Origin of the sequence: Paracoccus sp. ME4 (genome assembly GCF_046736325.1) — a bacterium.
GTDB lineage: Bacteria > Pseudomonadota > Alphaproteobacteria > Rhodobacterales > Rhodobacteraceae > Paracoccus.
Map to the genome: position 1 here is coordinate 84,651 of NZ_CP151279.1, position 24,035 is coordinate 108,685.

Genomic DNA, 24,035 nt, shown 5'->3' on the forward strand with positions numbered 1-24,035 from the left:
ACCGCGGGGCAGGGGGCCTGACCGCCCCGCGGAAAGGGAAGGGACGACCATGGACGACGACGACAGCCCGGCCCGCCCGCGCCTGACCAGCGACACGCGCCAGGCGGGCTGGCGGCGGGCCAATCCGCTGAAATACAGCGCCCATCTGGAGGTGCAGAAGGCGCTCGCCTCGGGCGCGCTGGTCCGGCAGCCCTGCGAGGTCTGCGGGGCCGCCGGTGTGGACGCGCATCACGACCGCTATGACCGGCCGCTGGAGGTGCGCTGGCTGTGTCGCAGGCACCATATCCGCTTGCACCATTACGGTGAGGACATGTTCCCGATTGGTCGGCGCGTGGGCGATTCGGAGTAATAACAAAACGATAACAGTGGGATAGGATGCAGGGAGAAGAATAATCTCTTTTCACGACCAAAATAGGCGTTTTTATTCTGTTGCTAAACACGACTTTCTCGGTCGTTATTAAGGAATGGAAACGCCGCATGCGGCCTGCAACGAAAGGGAAGATCCGATGACCTCGACCCACGCCCTGACCGAGCCCCGCCCGACGCTCTGCGCGGTCACGCTGATCGACCGGCGCACCGGACGCCCGCATCGCGTGAACGGCGCCGCCCTGGTGGCGCTGAGCCGTGATCCGCATGCGGCCTCGGCCGACCTGCTGAACGGGCGCGACCCGCTGATCTGGTCGACCCGCATCCAGCCCCTGAACGCCCTGTCGCGCTGACGCGCGGCCCCATCACCCGAAAGGACCGACCCATGCAGATCGTCACCATCTCGACCGGCACCCGCTCCTCGGCGCAGGGCCCCAAGGTCGCCACCGCCCCCGACGGGCGCGTCACCATCCAGACCGGGCGCGGCACGCTGACCGGCTGGCCCATCGGCCGCCTGACGCCCACCGGCATCTGACCCTGCCGCCCCGCCACCGGCGGGGCCGCGCCAGCCCATCACGACCCCATCACGACCCACGTCACGAGGACCCCGATGTTTCTTCGCCCCCTTGCCCTTGCGCTGGTGCTGCTGGCGCCCGCGGCCCAGGCCCAGAGCCTGCTGAACGTCAGCTATGACCCCACGCGCGAGCTGTATCGCGAGTTCAACGAGGCCTTTGCCGCCCATTGGGAGGCCGAGGGCAACCCGGCCCCGCAGATCGAGACCAGCCATGGCGGCTCGGGCGCGCAGGCGCGCTCCGTCATCGACGGGCTGGCGGCGCAGGTGGTGACGCTGGCCTTGGCCTCGGACATCGACCAGATCGCGGCGACGGGCAAGCTGCCAGAGGACTGGCAGACGCGGCTGCCGCACAATTCCAGCCCCTATACCTCGACCATCGTGTTCCTGGTACGCGATGGCAACCCCAAGGGCATCCGCGATTGGGGCGACCTGACGGCCGAGGGCGTCGAGGTCATCACGCCCAACCCCAAGACCAGCGGCGGGGCGCGCTGGAACTATCTGGCGGCCTGGGCCTGGGCCGAGAAGAACGGCCGCGATCCGGTCGAGTTCCTGGGCCAGATCTTCGCCAATGTCCCGGTCCTGGACACGGGCGCGCGGGGCGCGACCACGACCTTCGCGCAGCGCGGCATCGGCGACGTGCTGCTGGCCTGGGAGAACGAGGCCTATCTGGCGCTGGAGGAGCTGGGCGAGGATCAGTTCGACATCGTGGTGCCCAGCCTGTCGATCCTGGCCGAGCCGCCCGTCGCGCTGGTCGATGGCAACATCGCCGATGACGCGCAGCGCGCGCTGGCCACGGCCTATCTGGAGTACCTCTATTCGCCGGAAGGGCAGGCGCTGGCCTTCAAGCACTTCTATCGGGCTTGGGACGACAGCGCCGCCGACCCCGAGGATGTCGCCCGCTTCCCCGAGCTGGAGCTGGTCACCATCGACGAGATGGGCGGTTGGGCCAAGCTGCAGCCCGAGCATTTCGGCGACGGCGGCATCTTCGACCAGATCTATGTGGCCAAATGAGCGGCAGGCCCCTCGTCAGCCGCACGGCGATGCCCGGTCTCGGCCTTTCGGCCGGGATCACCCTGTTCATGCTGACGCTGGTGGTGTTCCTGCCCATCGGCGCGCTGCTGTGGAAGGGCGCCCAGTTCGGGCCGGCCGCCATCTGGGACACGATCAACCGCGAGCGGGTCTGGGCGGCGCTGTGGCTGTCCTTCCGGCTGTCCTTCCTGGCGGCCTGCTTCAACCTGGTCTTCGGCGTGATCCTGGCCTGGGTTCTGGTCCGCTACCGCTTTCCGGGGCGGCGCATCGTCGATGCCGCGGTCGATCTGCCGTTTGCCCTGCCCACCGCCGTGGCGGGCATCGCGCTGACCGCGCTTTACGCGCCGAACGGGGTGCTGGGCAGCCTGGCCGGTGATCTGGGCTGGCGCATCGCCTATACGCAATGGGGGATCTGGCTGGCCCTGGTCTTCGTGGGCCTGCCCTTCGTGACCCGCACCGTCCAGCCGGTGATCGAGGAGATCGAGACCGAGGTCGAGGAGGCGTCGGCCACCCTTGGCGCGTCGCGCTGGCACACCCTGCGCCACGTGATCGCGCCGATGCTGATGCCCGCCGCGCTGACCGGCTTCGCGCTGTCGCTGGCGCGTGCGGTCGGCGAATACGGATCGGTCATCTTCATCGCGGGCAACATCCCGCTGCGCACCGAGATCGCCCCCCTGCTGATCGTGATCCAGCTGGAGGAATACAATTACGGCGCCGCCGCCGCGATCGGCCTGGCGATGCTGGCCATCAGCTTCGCCATGCTGCTGGCGATCAACCTCATCCAGATCTGGTCACGCCGGAGGATCGGTCATGTCTGACGCCACCCACGCCTTCCGCCGCGCGACCGAGGAGTCCCCCCTGGCCCGGTGGGCGCTGATCGCCGTCGCCGTGGGGGGGCTTCTCCTTCTGGTCGGGGCGCCGCTGGTCGCGGTCTTCGCCGAGGCCCTGTCGCGGGGCTGGGCCGCCGCGGTGGAAAGCCTGGCCAGCCGCGACGCGCAGGCCGCGATCCGCCTGACGCTGCTGATCACCGCCATCGCCGTGCCGCTGAACGCGGTCTTCGGCATCGCGGCCGCCTGGTTCATCACCAAGTTCGACTTTCGCGGCAAGGCCTTCCTGATCACGCTGATCGACCTGCCCTTCAGCGTCAGCCCGGTCGTGGCGGGCCTGTGCATCGTGCTGCTGTTCGGGGCGAATTCGGCCATCGGCGGCTGGCTGGTGGCCAGCGGATACCCGATCGTCTTTGCGGTGCCGGGCATCGTGCTGGCCACGGTCTTCGTGACCTTTCCCTTCGTCGCGCGCGAGCTGATCCCCGTGATGATCGAGCAGGGCCGCGCCGAGGAGGAGGCCGCGCTAACGCTTGGCGCCTCGGGCTGGCGGGTGTTCCTCACGGTGACGCTGCCCAACATCCGGTGGGCGCTCCTCTACGGCACGCTGCTCTGCACCGCCCGCGCGATGGGCGAGTTCGGCGCCGTGGCCGTCGTCTCGGGCAAGATTCGCGGCCAGACCGCGACCATGCCGATCACCATCGAGATGTTCTACAACGAATACCTGTCGGTCGCGGCCTTCTCGATGGCGGCGACGCTGACGGGGCTGGCGCTCTTGACGCTGCTGCTGAAGACCGCGCTGGAACTGCGCCATGCCGACGCGCTGTCGGCCACCCGCCGCCATTAGGGAAGGACAACCCATGCATATCCAGATCGACGAGATCGCCAAGGAATTCGGGGCCACCACCGCGCTGCATCCGGTGTCGCTGTCCATCCCCTCGGGGGCGCTGGTGGCGCTGCTGGGGCCGTCGGGTTCGGGCAAGACCACGCTCCTGCGCATCCTGGGCGGGCTGGAATTCCCGACCTCGGGGCGGGTGCTGTTCAACGGCCAGGACGCCACCGGCCTGTCGGTGCAGGAGCGCCGCGCGGGCTTCGTGTTCCAGTCCTATGCCCTGTTCCGCCACATGACCGTCTTCGAGAACATCGCCTATGGCCTGCGCGCCCGGCCCCGCGCCAGCCGCCCCCCCAAGGCCGAGATCGAGCGTCGGGTCCTGAAGCTTCTGGACCTGATCCAGCTGCCGCAGATCGCCTCGCGCTATCCGACGCAGCTGTCGGGCGGGCAGCGCCAGCGCGTGGCCCTGGCCCGCGCCTTGGCGATCGAGCCGCGGATGCTGCTTCTGGACGAGCCCTTCGGCGCGCTGGACGCCAAGGTCCGCAAGGAGTTGCGCCAGGGCCTGCGCGACATCCATGACGAGACCGGGCTGACCTCGGTCTTCGTGACCCATGACCAGGACGAGGCGATGGCGCTGGCCGATCTGGTCGTGGTCATGTCGATGGGCCGGATCGAGCAGATCGGCAAGCCCGCCGACATCCGCGCCCGGCCGGCCACCGATTTCGTGCGCGACTTCATCGCCGCCTGACAGGGCGCGCAGACAGACCGCCCGACGGGCCGGAAGCACGCCGCTTCCGGCCCGTCGTCGTCAGGGGGCAGGGCAGGGGGGGATAAATCTCCTGCGCGGGCGGGCTGCGGCCAATGCGATCTTCCAGGATCGGGCCGGCCTTTGGAATCGCCCGGGCGGGCGGGGCGCGGTAATAAACGACTGTCCAAGTCGTGTATTAGACCGACGCATTCCAGAGGGGACCGACATGACCCGCAAGATCCGCCTTGGCGCCTTCCTTCCCGGCGGCGGCCAGCATATCGCCAGCTGGCGCCATCCCGACCAGCCCGCCGATGGCGCCGTCGACCTGCAGTTCCACGTCGATCTGGCGCGCGAGGCCGAACGGGGCCTCTTCGACGCGTATTTCCTGGCTGACGGGCTGTCCGTCACCACGACCGAAGGCGGCGCGGCCCGCGTCGCGGGGCTTGAGCCGCTGACGCTGTTCGCGGCGCTGTCCACGCAGACCACGCATCTGGGTTTCATCGCCACCGCCTCCACCACCTATGAGGAGCCCTACAATACGGCGCGCAAATTCGCCTCGCTGGACGTGATCTCGGGCGGGCGCGCGGGGTGGAACGTGGTGACGACCGCGACGGAATCCTCGGCGCGCAACTTCAACCTGGACCGCCAGCATCCCCATGCGCATCGCTATCAGCGCGCGGCCGAGCATGTGGCGGTGGTGCGCAAGCTGTGGGACAGCTTCGAGGATGACGCCTTCATCCGCGACAAGGACAGCGGCGCCTTCATCGACCGCACCAGGCTGCACCGCGCCGACCACCGGGGCGCGCATTTCAAGGTCGAAGGACCGCTGAACGTCGCGCGCTCCCCGCAGGGGCATCCGGTCATCGTGCAGGCCGGCCAGTCCGAGGATGGCCGGGCGCTGGCCGCCGCCACGGCGGAGGTGATCTTCACCGCCCATTCGCGCATCGGCACCGCGCAGGCGTTCTATGCCGACATCAAGGCGCGGGTGGCGGGGCAGGGGCGCGACCCGGACCATGTGCTGATCATGCCGGGCGTCTCGCCCTTCGTTGGCCGGACCGAGGCCGAGGCGCGCGAGAAATACGACCGCCTGACCGCCCTGATCCTGCCCGAGGAGGGCATCGCGCTGCTCAATGGGCTGACCGGCGGCACGCTGGACCTGACCGGATATGACATCGACGGCCCCCTGCCGCCCGCGCCGCCCACCGAAGGGATGAAGTCGCGCCAGGCCCTGATCCGCCAGATCGCCGACGAGAACGGCTACTCCATCCGGCAGCTTTACGAATGGGTCGCCTCGGCGCGCGGTCATTACACCATCGTGGGCAGCGCCATCCAGGTGGCCGACATGCTGGAGGAGTGGTTCACCGGGGGTGCCGCCGACGGGTTCAACATCCTGCCGCCCTGGCTGCCCACCGGCCTGACCGATTTCGTCGATCTGGTCGTCCCGGAGCTGCAGCGGCGCGGGCTGTTCCGCACCGCCTATGAGGGCCGGACCCTGCGCGAGAACCTGGGCCTGCCCTTCCCGGTGAACCGCCACGCCGCCGCCCGTGCGGCCGCCCAGGCCGCGGAGTGACGCCATGACGCTCCAGAACCTCGACACCCCCGCCCGCCGGTCCCGCGCGATCCCCGCGCCGCCGGTCCGGGCCTTCCTGTCCCGCTATGGGCTGGTCATCGCCTTCCTGGCGCTGTGGCAGGTCGCGGGCAAGGCCGGATGGGTCAGCCCGGCGGTGTTCCCGCCGCTGGACCGCATAGCGGCCGCGCTGTGGACGGGCCTTGCCAGCGGCGCGCTGCTGGACGACATCGCGATCAGCCTGCAGCGCGCCGGCCTGGCCTTCGGGGCCGCCGTCTGTCTGGGCATCCCCCTGGGCCTGCTGATGGGGCAGCTGCGCGCGGTCGAACGCGCGCTGGACCCGATCCTGCAGATCTTCCGCCAGACCTCGGCGCTGGCGCTTTATCCGGTGTTCATCCTGCTGATGGGGCTGGGCGAGACCTCCAAGGTCTTCGTGATCTTCTGGGCGACGCTGTTCCCGATCCTGCTGGCGACCATCGGCGGCGTGAAGCAGGTGGACCGCAAGCTGGTCGAGATGGCCGAGAGCTATGGCGCGACCCGCCTGCAGGTGTTCCGCCGGGTGATCCTGCCCGCATCCGTGCCCGCCATCTTCGTGGGCCTGCGCCTCTCGGCGACGACCGCGCTGCTGCTGCTGATCGCGGCCGAGATGATCGGCGCGAACAAGGGCATCGGGTTCCAGGTCATGAATGCCCAGTACAACTTTCAGATCCCGCTGATGTTCGCGGCCATCTTCCTGATGGCGGGCCTGGGTCTGGCCGCCAACGGCATCCTGGTCCTGCTGCAGCAGCGCCTGTGCCGCTGGTCGCAGGACTGATTCCTCCCATTCTTCACAAAGGAACCATCATGTTCATCCGCATCACGACCGCCGCATTCCTTCTGTCCACCGCTGCACAGGCCGAGGACGTCACGATGCGCTATCTGGCCAGCCATGGCGGCCTCAGCGCGCATGAGCTGGCCGAGGAACTGGGCTGGTTCGAGGGCACCGGCATCACGCTGGAAAACGTGGGCTATGCCTCGGGCGGGCCGGAATCGCTGATGGCGCTGGCCGGAGGCTCGGTCGAGATCGGCTCGGCCGCGACCTCGGCGGTGTTGAACTCCATCATCGGCGGCAACGACTTCGTCGCGGCCTATCCGACCCAGGGCATCAACGATCAGGTCCAGTCGATCTTCTACGTGCTGGAGGACAGCCCGATCCGGGGCGTCGCCGATCTGGAGGGCAAGACCATCGCCGTGAACACGCTTGGCGCGCATCTGGACTACACCGTTCGCGAGGCGCTGCATCAGGCCGGCCAGGACCAGGCGGCCGTCAATCTGGTGACCGTGCCGGGGCCGCAGCTGGAGCAGGTGCTGCGTTCGGGGCAGGTCGATGTCGCGGCCTTCGGTTATTGGCAGACGACCTTCGAAGGGGCAGCGCGGCAGGGCGGCGGCCTCCGTGCGATCTTCGACGATACCGACGTGCTGGGAGAGATCGCGGGCGGCTTCACCGTGCTGCGCCGCGATTGGGTCGAGGCGCATCCGGAGGCTGCGCGCATCTGGGTCGAGCAGTCGGCCCGCGCGCTGGATTACGCCCGCGAGAACCCCGAGGAGACGCGCGCGATCCTGGCCCGCGCGCTGGAGGAGCGGGGCGAGAACCCCGAGGTCGCAGCCTTCTTCGCGGGCTATGGTGTGCGCGAGGGCGGGCGCGCCATCCCGCGCGACATCGACTTCTGGGTCGAGGTGCTGGAGCGCGAGGGCAAGGTCGCGCCGGGTCAGCTCTCCGCGGATGACATCCTGCTCTCCGACGACACGGTGGCCGCGAAATGAGCGTCGCCACGATCCGCGGCGAGGTCGCCGTGCGCGGTCTGTCGAAATCCTATCCGCTGAACGGGGTGATGCGTCCAGTGCTGCGCGGGCTGGACCTGACAGTCGCGGGCGGCGAGGTGCTGGCCATCGTGGGCCCGTCGGGCTGCGGCAAGACCACGCTGCTTCGCCTTCTGGCGGGGCTGGAGGCGCCCGACCGCGGCGAGGTGCTGATCGACGGGCGGCCCGTGGCGGGCGTGGGGGCCGAACGCGCGGTGATCTATCAGGAGCCGCGCCTGCTGCCTTGGCTCACAGTGCTGGACAACGTGGCCTTCGGTCTGGACCTGCGCGGCGTGCCCCATGCCGAGGCCCGCGAGCGGGCGCGCCAGTCGATCCGGCTGGTCGGGCTGTCCGCCTTCGAGGGGGCCTGGCCGCGCCAGCTGTCGGGCGGCATGGCGCAGCGCGTGGGCATCGCCCGCGCCCTGACCGTGCGCCCCGAGATCCTGCTGCTGGACGAGCCGCTTGGCGCGCTGGACGCGATGACCAAGCTGACCATGCAGGAGGAGCTGACCCGCATCTGGAGCGAGGAGGGCGTGACCATGGTCCTGGTGACCCACGACCTGGAGGAGGCGATCTTCCTGGCCGACCGGGTGCTGGTCCTGTCGTCGGACGGCACGGCGCCCGCGCTGCTGACGGTCGATCTGGCGCGGCCGCGCGAGCGCAGCGCGCCGGGCTTCGTGGCGATGCGCCGGGCGCTGATGGCGCGGTTCGGCCTGCACTGAGGCGCGACCGAAGAAGGGCCGGCCGCCGCGCCGAGGGGGCGGGCGGCCGGAGTGACCGGCCCGGAGGGAGAGGACCGGGCCGGATCGGGGTCAGGCCAGGATGAAATCGTCCTCGGCCAGCTGCGACAGGCGGGTGTTCTCCAGCGTCAGCACGTCCTCGTCGCCAAGCGCGATGACCGTGTTGCGCCCGATCTGGGTCGCGGCGTCCCACAGCTCGGCCATGTCGTCGAACAGATCGCCCGCGAACTCGATCACGTCCACGGGGCGGAAGTCCAGGATGCGGTCCATGCCGAAGCCCTCGGCAAAGACGAAGCGATCCGCCCCCGACCCGCCGGTCAGCGCGTCGTCGCCCGCGCCCCCCGCCAGGGTGTCGCGGCCCGCGCCGCCCTCCAGGCGGTTCGCGCCCGCGTCGCCCGTCAGCCGGTCCGCGAAATCCGATCCGATCAGGTTCTCGATCGAGATCAGCACCTCGCCGGTGACGACGCCGTTGACCGGACCCTGCGCATGCCCGCCCGAGGCCGTGCCCGCGCCCAGGTCGATGCGCACGCCCGCATCGCTGCCGACATAGGAGGCCGTGTCATTGCCCGCGCCCCCGTCCAGCCAGTCGTAGCTGGCCCCGCCGATCAGCAGATCGTCGCCCGCCTCGCCGAAGGCCACGTCCGCGTCGCGGCCCATGTCCAGCGTGTCGTTGCCCGCGCCGCCGTTGAACCAGTCGCCGCCGCCCAGACCCTGGAGCAGGTTGTCGGCATCGTTGCCGATGAAGCGGTCGATGCGGTCGTTCGATCCGATCAGGTTCTCGATCGAGCTGAACGTGTCGCCGGTGGCGGTGCCGCCATAGGCCTCGTTGCGGGCCAGGTTCACCAGCAGCTGGAACGGGCTCTCGCGGCTGTAATCGACCGTGTCGATGCCGTCGCCGCCGCGGAAGGCGTCCTGGCCCGCGCCGCCGCGCAGCAGGTCGTTGCCGGTGCCGCCCTGCAGGATGTCGTCGCCCGCGCCGGCCTCGATCGTGTCATTGCCCGCGCCGCCGACCAGCAGATCGGCCCCGTCCTGCGATTCGACCGCGTCGGGGGGCGTGGGCTGGGTGTTGTTCTGGTCGCGGCTGGCCAGCAGGTCCAGACCGCCGATGATCAGGTCGTCGCCTGCGCCGCCCTGGATCGTGTCGCGCTGGTTGCCGCCGTCCAGCGTGTCGTTGCCCGCCCCGCCGATCAGCAGGTCGTCGCCGTCGAAGCCCGCGACGCGGTCATGGCCCGCATTGGCGATCAGTTCGTTGTCGCCCGCATTGCCCAGGATCACGTCGGCAAAGCGGCTGCCGATGCCGCGTTCGATGATGTATTCCCCCTGATCGGCATTGTGGCCGTCAAAGATCGCGACGTTGTCCTGATGCCCGTTCACGCTGGACCAGCGCCCGGCCCGCAGGTCCAGCACGGTCCGGTCGGTCGAGCCGGAGAAGTCCAGCGTATCCGTGCCGCCCGTGTCGTGGATCACGAAGCCCGCATCGTTGGCCCCCCCTTCGGCCGCCAGCACGAAGCCCGTCTTCGTCGCGCCGAAGCCATAGACGTCGTCGCCGGTGTTCAGCTGGATGTCCTGATAGGTGCGCGTGCCGTCCGCATCCACGGTCGAATAGAACCGGCGGATCACGGCCTCGATGTCGGCCATCATCGGCGTCGTCGCGAACCAGCGCGAGGTGGCGCCCACGTTGATGCCGTCATTGTAGGACATCATCGAATAGCGCTGCTGGTCATAGACCCAGATGGCCTGGTGCAGATAGGTGATCTGGTCGCCCGCCGGACCCGCATAGTTGTAGAAGCCCGGATGGTTCAGCCCGAATTCGTGCCCGAACTCGTGGATGAACGTGTCGAAGATGTAGCCGCCCGGTTCGGTCAGGAAGGGTTCGGTGTCGTGGAACTTCTGCCCCACGCTGACCAGCCGCCCGGCGGAGAAGGCCGAGCCGTCGTTGCGCTCTCCGACCTCGGGGCTGATGACGGTCAGGTATTCGTCGCCGGTCACCAGCTCGAACTGCAGGGGCGTCACCGCCGACCAGGCCGCCAGCGCGCCTTCGGCCGCGGCGCGATAGCCGGGATGGTTGTTCAGCTCCTCCAGGTTCACGGTGATCGGCTCGGCCGCCATGGCGGCCGTCAGCGGCCGGTTCAGGCTGCCGAGACGGTCCATGAACGCCTCGTAATCGGTCGACTTGCCAAAGGGGTTCTCGGGGGTCTGGTCGATCTGCTGCCAGTCCTCGGCGGTGAAGGGATCGGCGCGCGGCACATAGGGCGCGGGCACGATGGTGGGGTTGGCAAAGGCCTCCTCCAGCGCCTGGTGGTCCTGGGGCGCGTTCATGACGCAAATCACGCACATGGCGGTTCTCCTGTCTGTCGGACTTTTTTCTTGGTGATGCAGGTCGCGGGACTTGCACGATGTGCAGGCTGCGTGCGTCGCCGCCGTTCCCGCAACGGTTGTGTTGGGCCTGCCGCGGCCATGCGCTGAAAGGCGCCAGACCGCGCGGTTCGAAACGACGGATTCCTGCCCATGACGTAAGGGCATCCAGCCTGCGAACGGGCGCGCCTGCGCGGAACCGACCTCTCGCGCGGCCCGTTCCCTGACGTCCGGGCGGTCGTCGCCCGACGCCTCAGGAAAGATCCGCCATGCCCGATTCCCAGCCTCATCCCTCCAGGTCCGCCACCGGGGCCGCGCCTTCCGGTCCGCTGGAGCAGGCCGACAAGGATGCCGCCGCCGATGCCGCACGGCACCGCCACCACCCGGTCGTGCGCACCCTGGGCGCGCTGAGCGAGGTCGCCGATCAGGTGCCGCTGTCGCTGGTCTGCGGGGCGGTGGGTCTGGGTGGCGCGCTGTCGGGGCGGGACGACATGCTGCGCGCCGGGGCGCGGATGATGGCCGCGCATGTGCTGGCCAACGTGGTCAAGCGCGCGATCAAGGACCGCTTCCGTCGGACCCGGCCCGTGGAGATGATCAAGGGACGGCCCTATCGCTGCGAGCCGGGAGAGAGCCGGGGCGGGCACGAGACCTCGTTCCCCTCAGGGCACACGGCGGGGGCGGTGGCCGTGGCCGCGGTCGTGGCCCACGACCTGCCGCACGCGGCGCTGCCGGCCTGGGGCGTGGCGGCGATGATCGCGGGCATCCAGGTGCCGCGGGGCAAGCACTATCCGGTCGACGTGGTGGCCGGCGCGGTCCTGGGCCTGGCCGCAGCGGGGGCGGTGCGGGCGCTGTGGCCTGCGCGCGGAAAGGGCTGAATCGCGCCGGGTGACGCCCGTGCGGGCGGTTGTCATGGAACCGTCACACAAATACTGCACAAGCGTCACACGGAATCGATAGGTGGGGCGGGCATCGACCCATCCCACAGGAGACGACAGATGAAACATCTTGGCCTTACCGCCCTGTCCGTGATCGCGCTGGCCGCGACCGGCGCCATGGCGCAGGCGCGCGAGCAGGTCCAGGTTGCCGGTTCGTCGACCGTCCTGCCCTATGCCACCATCGTGGCCGAGCTGTTCGGCGAGAACACCGACTTCGGCACGCCGGTCGTCGAATCGGGCGGCTCGTCCACCGGCCTGCGCCGCTTCTGCGAGGGCGTGGGCGAGAACACCATCGACATCGCCAATTCCAGCCGCGAGATCCGCGACACCGAGGTCGAGGAATGCGCGGCCAACGGCGTGACCGACATCATGGAGGTCCGCATCGGCTATGACGGCATCGTCTTTGCCAGCCCGGCCGGCGGCAACGCCTTCGCCTTCACCCCCGCCGACTGGTTCAACGCGCTCTCGGCCAAGGTCGTGCGCGACGGCGCCATCGTGGACAACACCGCGACCAACTGGTCCGAGGTGAACCCAGAGCTGCCCGACCAGGAGATCCTGGCCTTCGTGCCCGGCACCCGTCACGGCACGCGCGAGGTCTTCGACGAGAAGGTCATCGCGCAGGGCTGCGAGGACAGCGGCGCGCTGGAGGTCTTCACCGCCGAGATGGGCGAGGAGGAGGCCGAGGCCGCCTGCATGACGCTGCGCACCGACGGCCGGTCGGTCGACATCGACGGCGACTATACCGAGACGCTGGCCCGCATCGGGTCCTCGCCGAACGGCATCGGCGTGTTCGGCCTGTCCTTCTACGAGAACAACATGGACACGCTGCAGGTCGCGACCATGGGCGGCGTCACGCCCTCGACCGAGACCATCGCCTCGGGCGAGTACCCGGTGTCGCGTCCGCTGTTCATCTATGTCAAGAAGGCGCATATCGGCGTCATCCCGGGCGTCAAGGAATTCGCCGAGTTCTTCGTGAACGACGCGATCGCCGGTCCCGACGGCCCGCTGGCCGCCTATGGCCTGGTGTCGGACCCCGAGCTGGCTGCGACCCAGCAGGCCGTGGCCGACGAAGTGACCATGCAGTGAGGCATGACCGGCCCGGCGCGCGCATCTTGCGCGCCGGGCCGACCCCTTTCGCGAAACCCCGAGGTTGATCCATGCCAATGTCCTGGGCCCTGCTGGCTGCCATCCTTCTGGCCGCGGCAGGCTTTTTCATCGGACGCAGCCGCGCCTTCGCCGCCGGCGCCGGTGACGTGCGCACCCTGCACAGCCGCCCGACCTATCACGGCATGAACGCCGCGCTGTCGGTGTTGCTGCCGGTGCTGACGGTCATGGTGCTGGCCTCGGGGCTGCGCATGGCCGGGGTGATCGGCCCCGAGGCCGCGGGCGTGGCGGGCCTTCTGGGCCTGGGGGCCGCGGTGGCGGGCCTGGGCTGGGCGGTGACCCGCAACGGCCAGGCCTTCCGCGCGCGCAACACGGTCGAGCGGATGGTGCTGGGCCTGATGGTCTTCTGTTCGATGATCGCCATCGCCACCACCATCGGCATCGTGCTGTCGCTGATCTTCGAGACGGCCAGCTTCTTCCGCCAGTACGACGCCCGCGACTTCTTCCTCAGCACCACCTGGTCGCCGCGCTTCGAGGGCAACTCTCAGCTGGGGGTGCTGCCGCTGCTGTGGGGCACGCTCTACATCAGCCTGATCGCGCTGCTGGTGGCGGTGCCCATCGGCCTTCTGGCCGCGATCTATCTCTCCGAATACGCAAGCCCCCGCCTGCGCGGCATCGCCAAGCCCGCGGTCGAGGTGCTGGCCGGCATCCCGACCATCGTCTACGGCCTCTTCGCGCTGGTCACCGTGGGGCCGCTGCTGCGCGACTGGATCGCGCAGCCGATGGGCCTCGGCGCGTCGGGATCGTCGGTGATGACCGCGGGGCTGGTCATGGGGATCATGCTGATCCCCTTCGTCAGCTCGCTCTCCGACGACATCATCAACGCGGTCCCCCAGAGCCTGCGCGACGGCGCCCTTGGCCTGGGTTCGACCCCGTCCGAGACCGTGCGCAGCGTCGTGCTGCCCGCCGCCCTGCCGGGCATCGTGGGCGCGATCCTGCTGGCCGCCAGCCGCGCCATCGGCGAGACGATGATCGTGGTCCTGGGCGCCGGCGCCGCCGCCACGATCAGCGCCAACCCCTTCGAGGCGATGACCACCATCACGGTCAAGATCGTCAGCCAGCTGACCGGCGACAACGACTTCTCCTCGCCCGAGACGCTGGTGGCCTTCGCCCTGGGCCTGACGCTGTTCGTCATCACCCTGGCCCTGAACGTCATCGCGCTCATCATCGTGCGCAAGTATCGCGAGCAGTACGAATGACCGATCATCCCCGCGCCGCCGGCGCCAAGTCGCTCTATGTCCAGGACGCCCGCACCCGCCGCCGCAACGCCGCCGAGAAACGCTTTCGCGCCTATGGGCTGACGGCCATCATCATCGCCTGCACGATGCTGGCGGTGCTGGTCTTCACCATCGTGCGCGACGGCTCGGGCGCGTTCCGTCAGACCTACCTGTCGATCCCGGTGGCGCTGGACGCGCAGGTCCTGGACCCCAAGGGCAACCGCGATCCGGCCGAGATGGCGGGCGTGCTGACCCTGTCCTATGGCCAGGTGCTGGACCGCGCGCTGGATGCGGCGGTGGCCGATCTGGACCTGCGGATCGAGGGGCTGGAGAGCAGCGACATCGACGGTCTGATCTCGCGCGACGCCTCGGCGCAGCTGCGCAACCGCGTGCTGGACGACCCCGAGCTGGTGGGCCAGACGGTGGACGTGAACGTCCTGGCGAACGGCCGCATCGACGGCTACTTCAAGGGCCGCGTCACCATGCAGTCGGCCGAACGCGACGGCAACACCTCGCCCGCGCAGCTGATGCTGGCCGACGCCCTGGCCGAGGAGGGGCTGCTGGTCACGCGCATGAACTGGAGCTTCCTGACGCTGGCCGATGCGTCCGACCAGCGCCCCGAGGCCGCGGGACTGGGCGTGGCCATCCTGGGATCGCTCTACATGATGCTGGTCGTGCTGGTCCTGTCGGTGCCGATCGGGGTCGCGGCCTCGATCTATCTGGAGGAGTTCGCGCCCAAGAACCGCTGGACCGACCTGATCGAGGTCAACATCTCGAACCTGGCGGCGGTGCCGTCCATCGTGTTCGGCATCCTGGGCCTGGCGGTCTTCATCAACTTCGCGGGCCTGCCCGCATCGGCGCCCATCGTGGGCGGGCTGGTGCTGACGCTGATGACCCTGCCCACCATCATCATCGCCACCCGCGCGGCGCTGAAGGCGGTGCCGCCCTCGATCCGCGACGCGGCCCTGGGCGTCGGCGCCAGCCGCATGCAGACGGTGTTCCACCACGTCCTGCCGCTGGCCGCGCCCGGCATCCTGACCGGCACGATCATCGGCCTGGCCCAGGCCCTGGGCGAGACCGCGCCGCTGCTGCTGATCGGGATGGTGGCCTTCGTGCGCGAGTTTCCCGCCGCCCCGCCGGAGGGTCTGTTCGATCCGGCATCCGCCCTGCCGGTCCAGGTCTACAACTGGACGCAGCGCAGCGATCCGGCCTTCGTCGAGCGCGCCTCGGGCGCCATCATCGTCCTGCTGGTCTTCCTTCTGTGCATGAACCTGCTGGCCATCTATCTGCGCCGCAAGTTCGAGCGCCGCTGGTGATCGGCCCGCAGGAGAGCCACCATGTATGACACCATCCGATCGGAGAGCGCCGTGAGCCAGCAGGACATCAAGATTTCGGCCCGCAACGTCCAGGTCTTCTACGGCGAGAAGCAGGCCATCAAGGACCTGAACGTCGAGATCCTGGACAAGACCGTCACCGCCTTCATCGGCCCGTCGGGCTGCGGCAAGTCCACCTTCCTGCGCTGCATCAACCGCATGAACGACACGATCGACAGCGCCCGGATCGAGGGCGAGATCACCATCGACGGCGAGAACATCTATGACCGCCGCATCGACCCGGTGCAGCTGCGCGCCAAGGTCGGCATGGTGTTCCAGAAGCCGAACCCCTTCCCCAAGTCGATCTATGACAACGTGGCCTACGGCCCGCGCATCCACGGCCTGGCCCGCAGCCGCGCCGAGCTGGACGAGATCGTGGAGCGCAGCCTCCGCGGCGCGGCGCTGTGGAACGAGGTCAAGGACCGCCTGTCCGAGCCCGGCACGGGCCTGTCGGGCGGCCAGCAGCAGCGCCTGTGCATCGCGCGTGCGGTGGCCACCTCGCCCGAGGTGCTGCTGATGGACGAGCCGTGTTCCGCGCTGGACCCCATCGCCACCAGCCAGGTCGAGGAGCTGATCGAGCAGCTGCGCACCCAGTTCTCGGTCGTGATCGTGACCCACTCGATGCAGCAGGCCGCCCGCGTCAGCCAGAAGACCGCCTTCTTCCACCTGGGCAGCCTGGTCGAATACGGCGACACGGACGACATCTTCACCAAGCCCCGGGACAGCCGGACCGAGGCCTACATCTCGGGCCGGATCGGCTGATCGAAAGGATCTGACATGAACCGCGACAAGCATATCTCCTCGGCCTTCGACCGCGACCTGGAGACCATCCAGGCAATGGTGGTGAAGATGGGCGGCATGGTCGAGGCGGCCATCACCGACGCCGCCGCCGCGCTGGACACCCGCGACGAGGAGCTGGCCGACGAGGTCCGTCGCCGCGACAAGGCCATCGACGCGATGGAGATGCAGATCAACGAGGACGCCGCCCGCCTGATCGCGCTGCGCGCCCCCACCGCGACCGACCTGCGCATGGTGCTGGCCGTGATCAAGATCTCTGCCTCGCTGGAGCGGGTGGGCGATTACGCCAAGAACATGGCCAAGCGCACCGAGGTCCTGTCCCAGATGCCCGCCATCAACGGCTCGGGCATCGCGCTGCGCCGGATGAGCCAGGCGGTGAACAAGATGCTGCAGGACGCGCTGGACAGCTATATCCGCCGCGACGCCGATCTGGCCCATGACGTGCGCCAGCGCGACCTGGAGGTTGACCAGATGTACAACGCGCTGTTCCGCGAGTTCCTGACCCACATGATGGAGGACCCGCGCAACATCACCCCCTGCATGCATCTGCATTTCATCGCCAAGAACGTCGAGCGGATGGGCGATCACGCGACCTCCATCGCCGAGCAGGTGGTCTATCTGGTGACCGGCGACCTGCCCGACGACGCGCGCCCGAAGAGCAGCAGCGTCGTGGCCCCCGCGGCGGAGGCCTGACCCGTGTCGCGCCAGGCCCCCTGCGTTCTGGTCGTCGAGGATGAGGGCGCGCAGCGCGAGGTCCTGCACTACAACCTGGAGGCCGAGGGCTTCGACGTGGTGGTGGCCGACAATGGCGAGGACGCGCTGCTGCTGGTCGCCGAGGAGCAGCCCGACCTGATCGTGCTGGACTGGATGCTGCCCAAGGTGTCGGGAATCGAGGTCTGCCGCCAGGTCAAGGCCGACCCCGCCACCCGCGGCATCCCCATCATCATGCTGTCGGCGCGCAGCGAGGAGGTGGACCGCGTCCGCGGCCTGGAGACCGGGGCCGACGACTACGTCGTGAAGCCCTATTCCGTGGTCGAGCTGCTGGCGCGCCTGCGCACCCAGCTGCGCCGCACCCGGCCCGCCACCATGGGCGAGCGGCTGACCTTCGACGACATCATCCTGGACGCGGCCGAACACCGGGTCTTCCGCGCGGGCCAGCCGCTGCATCTGGGCCCGACCGAGTTCCGCCTGCTCTCCACGATGATGGAGAAGCCGGGCCGCGTCTGGACGCGCGAACAGCTGCTGGACCGGGTCTGGGGGCGCGACATCTATGTCGACACGCGCACCATCGACGTGCATGTGGGCCGCCTGCGCAAGGCGCTGATGCGGAACGGCGGCGACGATCCGCTGCGCACCGTGCGGGGCGTGGGCTACGCGCTCGGCTGACGCGCAGGCTTGCCTCCGCCCGCCGATGGGCATAGTCGCGCCCCTGACCACGGTTCGGGATGATCGACATGATCCGACGCGCTTTGCGATCACTGGGCCCCGCCATCCCGGCAGGCCGCCCCGCCGAGGCGCTGCGCGCGGGCGCGGGGGCGCTGATCGGTCTGCTTGCCGCGGGCGCGGTCGTCGTCGCGGCCTCGGCCGAGATGCATCTGGGCCTGTTCCTGATCGCCCCCTTCGGCGCCAGCGCCGTCCTGATCTTCGCCGTGCCCAGCAGTCCGCTGGCGCAGCCCTGGTCGGCGGTGGTGGGCAACACCGCCTCGGCGGCGGTGGCGCTGGTCGTCTGCGCGCTGATCGCCGACCCCATGCTGCGCATCCCCTGCGCGGTGGGTGCGGCCATCGCCACGATGATCGCGCTGCGCGCCCTGCACCCGCCCGGCGGCGCGGTAGCGATGACGGTCGCGCTGTCGCCCGACCTGATCGCGCAGGGCGGCCTTTGGTTCCCGCTGTGCCCGGTCGCGCTCGGCACCGCGATCCTGGTGGCGGCGGGCATGATCTACGGGCGCGCGACCGGGCGGCACTATCCGTTCCGGCAGTTCGACCAGTCCAACCCCCAGGGGACCGCCGACCCCCCGCCGGCCGAACGTCTCGGCCTGTCGGAGGAGGAGCTGGAGGGAATCCTGGCGCGCTATCGCCAGTCGCTGAACCTGGGCGTCGAGGACCTGGCCCGGCTGATCGCGGCGGCCGAGCTGACCGCGGCGGGGCATCGCACCGGCGACGGCCGGGTGTCCCAAATCATGTCGCGCGACCTGGTCACGATCGGCCCGCGGACCCCCCTGCATGCGGTGGCGCAGCTGTTCCTGCGCCACGGCTTCACCGCGCTGCCCGTCGTGGCGCCGGGCGGCGACTGGCTGGGCGTGATCTATCAGCGCCACCTGCTGGCCGGGGCGCGGTTCCGGCGCACCGGTCCCTGGCGGCGCGCGGACGGCCCAGCCCCCCGCGCTGGCCGGCAGGCCGGACAGATCATGCAGCGCGACGTGCCGGTCGCATCCCCCGACATGCCCATCGCCGCGCTGCTGCCGCAGATGGCGGACGGGCGCTGCGACGCGGTCCCGGTCCTGGAGGAGGGGCGCATCGTCGGCATCGTCACGCGGACCGACCTGATCGCCGCGCTGGCCCGGCTGAGCCTGGGCGGCGTCTGAGCGCTCCGCGCGCGGCCGAAAAAGAACGCCCGTCCGTTCCCCGCCCCGACCGCCGGAACGCTGTCGCGACCCCCGGCGCCCGTCCGGTCCGCGCGTTTCGCGGCCCCCGCGTGCGGTGGAACGGCGGCCCTGCGACGGGTGCGGGGGCCGGGCGGGGCGCCCTTGTCCGGCGCGCGGCCGCGGCCTAGCTGGCGGGAACAGCAGGGAGGCGCGCCATGTCGATCGAGATTGCCGGACTGACCAAGCGGTTCGACCGCACCGATGTCCTGCGCGGGATCGACCTGTCGGTCGAACCCGGAGAGCTTCTGGCGCTGCTGGGCCCGTCCGGGTCGGGCAAGACCACGCTGCTGAAGATCATCGCCGGGCTGGAATGGCCCGATGCCGGGCAGCTGCGGGTCGAGGGGCAGGACTGGCTGGCGCTGGCTGCGCGCGAGCGGCGCATCGGCTTCGTCTTTCAGCATTACGCCCTGTTCCCGCACATGAGCGTGCGCGACAATATCGGCTTCGGCCTGTCCGTCCTGCCGCGCGGTCAGCGCCCGACCCGCGCCCGGATCGCCGCGCGCGCGGACGAGCTGATGGCGTTTCTGCAGATCGACCATCTGGCCGACCGCTTTCCGGGCCAGCTGTCGGGCGGTCAGCGTCAGCGGGTGGCGCTTGGCCGCGCACTGGCGATCGAGCCGCGGGTGCTGCTGCTGGACGAGCCCTTCGGCGCGCTGGACGCCGCGATCCGCCGCGACCTGCGCCGCTGGCTGCGCGGCGTGCATGAGGCGACCGGATCGACCACGATCTTCGTGACACACGATCAGGAGGAGGCCTTCGAGCTGGCCGACCGCGTGGTGGTCATGGGCGAGGGCCGGATCGAGCAGATCGGCCATGCCGACGCCATCCACGACGCCCCGGCCACCCCCTTTGTCGCGCGCTTCATGGGGGCCACGGTCCAGCTGCCCGTCACCGTGACGGGGGGCCGCGCGCAGGGGCCGGGGCTGGATCTGTCCGCGCTGCCGCAGGTCGCGTTGCGCGACGGCGCGGCGCAGCTCTTCGCGCGCCCCGCCGACCTGCGCGTCGCGCCGGACGAGGGCGGGCCGTGGCGCGTCCAGACCCTGGCCAGCACCGGTGCCGAGCTGCGCCTGACCGTCGCCCATGCCGACGGGACCGAGGCCGAAATCCAGATGCCCCGCCGCGGCGCCCCGGTGCTGAGCCGCGGCGCCCCCGTCACTCTGGCCGTCCAGGCCGCCACGATCTTTGCCGATGCCCCGCAGAAGGAGACCGCCCGATGAGACTGCCCCTGATCGCCACCGCCCTGGCCCTGACCCTGTCCGGCCCCGCCCTTGCACAGGACAAGCTGCTGAACGTCAGCTATGACATCGCGCGCGAGCTGTTCGAGGCGCTGAACCCCGTCTTTGCCGAGAAGTGGCAGGCCGAGACCGGGCGCAGCCTGACCATCGACATGTCGCATGGCGGATCGTCGCGCCAGGCCCGCGCCATCCTGGAGGGGCTGCCCGCCGATGTCGTGACCTTCAACCAGGAGACCGACGTGGACGTGCTGGCCGAGGGGGGCCTCCTGCCCGAGGACTGGCGCGACGCGCTGCCCAACGGGGCGTCGCCCTATTACTCGCTGCCCGCCTTCCTGGTGCGCGAGGGCAACCCCAAGGGGATCGAGGATTGGGACGACCTGGCCCGCGACGACGTGGCGCCCGTGTTCCCCAACCCCAAGACCAGCGGCAATGCGCGCTATACCTATCTGGCGGCCTATGCCTATGCGCTGGCGCAGAACGGCGGCGACCAGGCGGCGGCGCAGGAGTTCGTGCGCGCCGTCTTTGACAACGTCCCGGTCTTTGACACGGGCGGGCGCGCGGCCACCCAGACCTTCGCCGAGCGCGGCATCGGCGACGTGCTGGTGACCTTCGAGGCCGAGACCGGCCAGATCGCCGAGCAGTACGAGGCGCAGGGCTTCGAACGCGTGACGCCCTCAATGAGCCTCTTCGCGGCCTTCCCCGTGGCCGTGGTCGCCGAGAATGCCGAGGACAACGGCACGACCGACCTGGCCACCGCCTATCTGGACTGGCTCTACACCCCCGAGGCGCAGCGCATCCTGGCCCAGAACCACTACCGCGTCACCGATGAGACCGTCGCCGCGGAGGTCGCCGACAGCCAGGCCCCGGTGGAACTGGTCACCGTGGACGAGGTCTTCGGCGGATGGGACCGCGTGCGCGAGGAGCACCTGGCCGACGGCGCGATCCTGGACCAGGTCTTCGTGAACCGATGACCACGGCGACGGCCCCGATCCGCGCCAAGCGCGTCCTGCCCGGCTTCACGCTCAGCCTGGGCACGACGCTGCTGTATCTGGTGCTGATCGTCCTGATCCCCATCGCGGCGCTGATACTGAAGGGCGCGCAGATCGGGCCCGCGGGTTTCTGGGCCATCGTCAGCAGCGACCGGGCGCTGGCCGCGTTCCGCGTCACGCTGACGGCGGCGGCCATCGCCACGGCCTTCAACGCGGTCTATGGCCTGCTGATGGCCTGGGTTCTGGTGCGCCACGACTTTCCGGGCAAGCGCATCCTGGACGCGCTGATGGATGTGCCCTTCGCGCTGCCCACCGCGGTGGCGGGGCTGTCGCTGACGGCGCTGTTCTCCGCCAACGGCTGGTTCGGGCAGGTGCTGCACCCCCTGGGCGTGCCGGTGGTCTATACGGTGCTGGGCATCGCGCTGGCGATGGCCTTCACCTCGATCCCCTTCGTGGTGCGCACGGTCCAGCCGGTGCTGGAGGATCTGGACCCCGCGCTGGAACAGGCGGCCGAGACCCTGGGCGCCACGCCGTGGCAGTCCTTCATCCGCGTGGTCTTTCCGGCGATCCTGCCCGCCTGGCTGGCCGGCTGCACGACCGCGTTTGCCCGGTCCCTGGGCGAGTTCGGCGCGATCGTCTTCATCGCCGGCAACCTGCCCGGACAGACCGAGATCGCGGCGCTCCTGGCCTTCATCCGGCTGGAGGAGTTCGACTATAACGGCGCGGCCGCCATCGCGCTGGTCCTGCTGGGCTTTGCGCTGGTGCTGCTGGTCGTGTCGAACATCCTGCAATCCTGGGCCGCCCGCCACCGCGAGGCCAGCCGATGACGCCCCGTCGTCCCGCCCGGTCGGGCCGCCTGCTGGTCGCGCTGGCCGTGGTGCTGACGCTGCTGATCGTGGTGGCGCCGCTGGTCTTCATCTTTGCCCGTGCCTTTTCCGAAGGCTGGCGGGTCTATGCCCAGAACATCCTGCATCCCGACACGCTGCACGCCATCTGGCTGACCAGCCTGGTCGCGCTGATCGTGGTGCCGGTGAACATCGCCTTCGGCATCGCCGCTGCATGGGCGGTGGCCAAGCACCGCTTCTGGGGGCGGGGCATCCTGGTCACCATGATCGAGATCCCGTTCTCGATCTCTCCGATCATCGCGGGGATCTGCTATCTGCTGCTCTATGGCCGCCAGGGCCTCCTGGGCCCGTGGCTGCGCGAGGTCGACCTGCAGGTCATGTTCGCGCTGCCGGGCATCGTGCTGGTGACGCTGTTCGTGACCGCACCCTTCGTCGCGCGCGAGGTGCTGCCCCTGATGCAGGCGCAGGGGACCGACCAGGAACAGGCCGCGGTGACGCTCGGGGCGTCGGGCTGGCAGGTGTTCCGCCGGGTGACCCTGCCCAACATCAAGTGGGCGCTGCTCTATGGTGCGGTCCTGTGCACGGCGCGGGCGGTGGGCGAGTTCGGGGGCGTGTCCGTGGTCTCGGGCAACATCCGCGGCCAGACCAACACGCTGCCCCTGCATGTCGAGCTGCTGTTCAACGACCTGAACGCGGTGGGCGCCTTTGCGGCGGCCTCCACGCTGACGCTGCTGGCGCTGGTCGCGCTGGTCCTCAAGGCGGTGCTGGAGGGGCGGCGCGGCTGAGCGGCTTGTCCGCCGGGCGGGGCGTTCCTAGGTAGAGGGCCACAACACCGGAGCACGCCATGAGCCACGACAGCCTAGAACTGCGATCCACCATCACCGCCGATGCGCAGCTGCGCCTGGAGCTGGTGCCCGTCACGCTGCCCGATCCGGGTCCGGGCCAGCTGCTGGTGCGCATCGAGGCGGCGCCGGTCAACCCGTCGGATCTGGGCCTGCTGTTCGGACCGGCCGACCTGTCGGCGCTGGAGCAGGGCGGCACGGCCGAGGCGCCGGTCCTGACCGCCCCCGTCCCGCAGGGCGCCATGGCCGCCATGCGCGCCCGCATCGACCAGTCCATGCCCGTGGGCAACGAGGGCGCGGGCACCGTCATCGCCGCCGGTCCCGACCAGACCGACCTGATCGGCCGCCGCGTCGCGATGATGGGCGGCGCCATGTATGCCACGCACCGCCTGATCGACGCGCGCGATGCCCTGCCGCTGCCCGAAGGCGCGGAGGCCGAGGCGGGGGCGGCGCTGTTCGTGAACCCGCTGACCGCGCTCGGCTTCGTGGAGACGATGCGCGCGCAGGGCCATACCGCGATGGTCCATGCCCCGGCCGCGTCGAACCTGGGCCAGATGCTGGTGCGGATCTGCCGCGACGACGGCATCGGGCTGGTCAACATCGTGCGCAGCGCCGAACAGGCCGCGATGCTGCGCGATCTGGGCGCGACCCATGTCGTCGACAGCAGCACCGACAGCTTCCGCGCAGATCTGGAGCAGGCCATCGCCGAGACGGGCGCCACGCTGTCCTTCGACGCGATCGGCGGCGGAGAGACGACCAGCATCATCCTGAACGCGATGGAGGCCGTCGCCGCCCGGTCCATGGACCGCTATGACCGCTATGGGTCGGGGACGTTCAAGCAGGGCTACATCTATGGGGCGCTGGATACCGGCCCGTCGGTCCTGCGCCGAGGCTTCGGCTTCAGCTGGCAGATCGGCGGCTGGCTGCTGTTCCAGCAGCTGCAGCGGCTGGACCCGGCGGTGGTCGAGGCGATGCGCGCCCGCGTGGCGCGCGAGATGACCACGACCTTCGCCAGCGCCTATACCGCGCGCGTGTCCTTGGCCGAAACGCTGAGCCCCGACACCGCCCGCGCGATGAACCGCAAGGCCACGGGCGCGAAATACCTGATCCGGCCCTGA

At 69.9% G+C, this 24,035-nt stretch carries 24 protein-coding genes and 1 pseudogene; 24 read left to right on the top strand and 1 reads right to left on the bottom strand.

Going from position 1 to position 24,035, the window contains the following annotated elements; all coding sequences use genetic code 11:
• The first annotated feature begins 49 nt into the window (after window positions 1–49).
• From AACG61_RS19870 to AACG61_RS19920, 11 genes are all read left to right on the top strand, one after another.
• Entirely contained in the window at window positions 50–349 is a 300-nt protein-coding gene (locus AACG61_RS19870) for a hypothetical protein (RefSeq protein ID WP_411840487.1), read from the top strand.
• Between the two features lie 115 nt (window positions 350–464).
• A complete protein-coding gene (locus AACG61_RS19875; protein ID WP_411840488.1) occupies window positions 465–719 on the top strand; it encodes a hypothetical protein in 255 nt (84 codons plus the stop codon).
• Window positions 720–751: 32 nt separating this feature from the next.
• Window positions 752–901, top strand: coding sequence for a hypothetical protein (locus tag AACG61_RS19880; protein ID WP_411840489.1), 150 nt, complete (start codon window positions 752–754; stop codon window positions 899–901).
• 75 nt (window positions 902–976) lie between these two features.
• A complete protein-coding gene (locus AACG61_RS19885) occupies window positions 977–1,951 on the top strand; it encodes a sulfate ABC transporter substrate-binding protein (protein WP_411840490.1) in 975 nt (324 codons plus the stop codon).
• Window positions 1,948–2,787: a sulfate ABC transporter permease subunit CysT gene (cysT, locus tag AACG61_RS19890; RefSeq protein ID WP_411840491.1), complete on the top strand. Its 840-nt coding sequence runs from the start codon at window positions 1,948–1,950 to the stop codon at window positions 2,785–2,787. The genes AACG61_RS19885 and cysT (AACG61_RS19890) overlap by 4 nt, the downstream gene beginning before the upstream one ends.
• Entirely contained in the window at window positions 2,780–3,640 is an 861-nt protein-coding gene (gene cysW / locus AACG61_RS19895) for a sulfate ABC transporter permease subunit CysW (RefSeq protein ID WP_411840492.1), read from the top strand. Before cysT (AACG61_RS19890) ends, cysW (AACG61_RS19895) begins: the two co-directional genes overlap by 8 nt.
• Window positions 3,641–3,653: 13 nt before the next feature.
• Window positions 3,654–4,373: a sulfate/molybdate ABC transporter ATP-binding protein gene (locus AACG61_RS19900; protein ID WP_411840493.1), complete on the top strand. Its 720-nt coding sequence runs from the start codon at window positions 3,654–3,656 to the stop codon at window positions 4,371–4,373.
• A 226-nt stretch (window positions 4,374–4,599) separates the two neighbouring features.
• Complete coding sequence (locus AACG61_RS19905) at window positions 4,600–5,943, top strand: LLM class flavin-dependent oxidoreductase (protein WP_411840494.1); 1,344 nt, start codon at window positions 4,600–4,602, stop codon at window positions 5,941–5,943.
• Window positions 5,944–5,947: 4 nt separating this feature from the next.
• The gene (locus AACG61_RS19910) at window positions 5,948–6,754 is read left to right on the top strand and encodes an ABC transporter permease (RefSeq protein WP_411840495.1); all 807 of its coding nucleotides are present in this window, start codon (window positions 5,948–5,950) and stop codon (window positions 6,752–6,754) included.
• Between the two features lie 29 nt (window positions 6,755–6,783).
• Complete coding sequence (locus AACG61_RS19915; protein WP_411840496.1) at window positions 6,784–7,743, top strand: ABC transporter substrate-binding protein; 960 nt, start codon at window positions 6,784–6,786, stop codon at window positions 7,741–7,743.
• Entirely contained in the window at window positions 7,740–8,501 is a 762-nt protein-coding gene (locus AACG61_RS19920; RefSeq protein WP_411840497.1) for an ABC transporter ATP-binding protein, read from the top strand. Before AACG61_RS19915 ends, AACG61_RS19920 begins: the two co-directional genes overlap by 4 nt.
• A 297-nt stretch (window positions 8,502–8,798) precedes the next feature.
• Here AACG61_RS19920 and AACG61_RS19925 read toward each other — a convergent pair.
• Window positions 8,799–10,670, bottom strand: a pseudogene (locus tag AACG61_RS19925) (M10 family metallopeptidase C-terminal domain-containing protein); the annotation flags it as partial.
• Window positions 10,671–11,143: 473 nt separating this feature from the next.
• Here AACG61_RS19925 and AACG61_RS19930 point away from each other — a divergent pair.
• The 13 genes from AACG61_RS19930 (at window position 11,144) to AACG61_RS19990 (ending at window position 24,035) form a co-directional block, all read left to right on the top strand.
• On the top strand, window positions 11,144–11,749 hold the full coding sequence (locus tag AACG61_RS19930) for a phosphatase PAP2 family protein (protein ID WP_411840498.1): 606 nt from the start codon (window positions 11,144–11,146) through the stop codon (window positions 11,747–11,749).
• A 120-nt stretch (window positions 11,750–11,869) separates the two neighbouring features.
• Window positions 11,870–12,895 (top strand): substrate-binding domain-containing protein, encoded by a 1,026-nt coding sequence (locus AACG61_RS19935; RefSeq protein WP_411840499.1) that lies wholly within the window; start codon window positions 11,870–11,872, stop codon window positions 12,893–12,895.
• 71 nt (window positions 12,896–12,966) lie between these two features.
• Window positions 12,967–14,172, top strand: coding sequence for a phosphate ABC transporter permease subunit PstC (gene pstC / locus AACG61_RS19940; protein WP_411840500.1), 1,206 nt, complete (start codon window positions 12,967–12,969; stop codon window positions 14,170–14,172).
• Window positions 14,169–15,506, top strand: a complete 1,338-nt coding sequence (pstA, locus tag AACG61_RS19945) for a phosphate ABC transporter permease PstA (RefSeq protein ID WP_411840330.1) — start codon at window positions 14,169–14,171, stop codon at window positions 15,504–15,506. The genes pstC and pstA overlap by 4 nt, the downstream gene beginning before the upstream one ends.
• Window positions 15,507–15,527: 21 nt before the next feature.
• Window positions 15,528–16,325, top strand: coding sequence for a phosphate ABC transporter ATP-binding protein PstB (pstB, locus tag AACG61_RS19950; protein ID WP_411840331.1), 798 nt, complete (start codon window positions 15,528–15,530; stop codon window positions 16,323–16,325).
• 15 nt (window positions 16,326–16,340) lie between these two features.
• Window positions 16,341–17,054, top strand: coding sequence for a phosphate signaling complex protein PhoU (gene phoU, locus AACG61_RS19955; protein ID WP_411840332.1), 714 nt, complete (start codon window positions 16,341–16,343; stop codon window positions 17,052–17,054).
• Between the two features lie 3 nt (window positions 17,055–17,057).
• Window positions 17,058–17,747, top strand: coding sequence for a phosphate regulon transcriptional regulator PhoB (gene phoB, locus AACG61_RS19960; RefSeq protein ID WP_411840333.1), 690 nt, complete (start codon window positions 17,058–17,060; stop codon window positions 17,745–17,747).
• A gap of 68 nt (window positions 17,748–17,815) precedes the next feature.
• Window positions 17,816–18,946 (top strand): HPP family protein, encoded by a 1,131-nt coding sequence (locus AACG61_RS19965; protein WP_411840335.1) that lies wholly within the window; start codon window positions 17,816–17,818, stop codon window positions 18,944–18,946.
• A 215-nt stretch (window positions 18,947–19,161) separates the two neighbouring features.
• Window positions 19,162–20,223: a sulfate/molybdate ABC transporter ATP-binding protein gene (locus AACG61_RS19970; RefSeq protein WP_411840336.1), complete on the top strand. Its 1,062-nt coding sequence runs from the start codon at window positions 19,162–19,164 to the stop codon at window positions 20,221–20,223.
• The gene (locus AACG61_RS19975; RefSeq protein WP_411840337.1) at window positions 20,220–21,212 is read left to right on the top strand and encodes a sulfate ABC transporter substrate-binding protein; all 993 of its coding nucleotides are present in this window, start codon (window positions 20,220–20,222) and stop codon (window positions 21,210–21,212) included. Before AACG61_RS19970 ends, AACG61_RS19975 begins: the two co-directional genes overlap by 4 nt.
• Entirely contained in the window at window positions 21,209–22,057 is an 849-nt protein-coding gene (gene cysT / locus AACG61_RS19980) for a sulfate ABC transporter permease subunit CysT (RefSeq protein ID WP_411840338.1), read from the top strand. Before AACG61_RS19975 ends, cysT (AACG61_RS19980) begins: the two co-directional genes overlap by 4 nt.
• Window positions 22,054–22,860, top strand: a complete 807-nt coding sequence (gene cysW / locus AACG61_RS19985) for a sulfate ABC transporter permease subunit CysW (protein WP_411840339.1) — start codon at window positions 22,054–22,056, stop codon at window positions 22,858–22,860. The genes cysT (AACG61_RS19980) and cysW (AACG61_RS19985) overlap by 4 nt, the downstream gene beginning before the upstream one ends.
• Before the next feature lie 59 nt (window positions 22,861–22,919).
• On the top strand, window positions 22,920–24,035 hold the full coding sequence (locus AACG61_RS19990) for a zinc-binding dehydrogenase (protein WP_411840340.1): 1,116 nt from the start codon (window positions 22,920–22,922) through the stop codon (window positions 24,033–24,035).